This is a genomic window from Sulfitobacter sp. HI0027, from assembly GCF_001634775.1.
Taxonomy (GTDB): Bacteria; Pseudomonadota; Alphaproteobacteria; order Rhodobacterales; family Rhodobacteraceae; genus Sulfitobacter.
The window spans coordinates 1-535 of the sequence record NZ_LWER01000319.1 but is presented as its reverse complement, the minus strand read 5'-3'; the positions used below and the strand labels follow the sequence as shown (position 1 = coordinate 535).

The window sequence follows — 535 nt, the reverse complement described above, 5'->3', positions numbered from 1 at the left end:
GCGCCGTTCACGGAGATGCCGGATGCCTTCCGGCAACTTCAGGATCACATGCTGCGTAAAGAAGGCGGTGACCGAGAGATGGTCGACATTCTGTCTCTGGTCCTTCAGCACAACGAAGATGACGTTTTGTGCGCAGTGGAGCTGGCACTTGAAGCGGGCGTCCCCACCAAGACGCACATCCTGAACCTGTTGCATCGATTGATCGACCGCAGACCGACAGATCACCCCGAGGTCGATCCGCCGGACGCACTGGCATTGCAGTCAACGTCAGAGGCCAACGTCGATCGCTATGACGGGTTGCGACAGACTAAGGAGAAGCGCCATGCGTCATGACCCAGCAGGAGCTTCTATCGTGATCATGCTACGCAGTCTCAAGCTGTACGGCATGGCAAATGCGATTGAAGACTTGGTCGCCCAGGGCGCGCCAGCGTTCGAAGCTGCCACACCAATGCTGTCACAGCTGCTCAAGGCTGAGATCGCCGAACGCGAGGTACGGTCTATCGCCTACCACACGAAAGTCGCCCGCTTCCCCGCA

At 58.5% G+C, this 535-nt stretch carries 1 protein-coding gene and 1 pseudogene; both read left to right on the top strand.

The genetic code is table 11. The features are described 5' to 3' along the window. A pseudogene (locus A3722_RS16005) lies at window positions 1-333 on the top strand (IS21 family transposase); the annotation flags it as partial. Then, on the top strand, window positions 323-535 hold a 213-nt coding region (locus tag A3722_RS16000), incomplete at its 3' end, for an ATP-binding protein (RefSeq protein ID WP_236627453.1). The pseudogene A3722_RS16005 and the gene A3722_RS16000, both read left to right, overlap by 11 nt.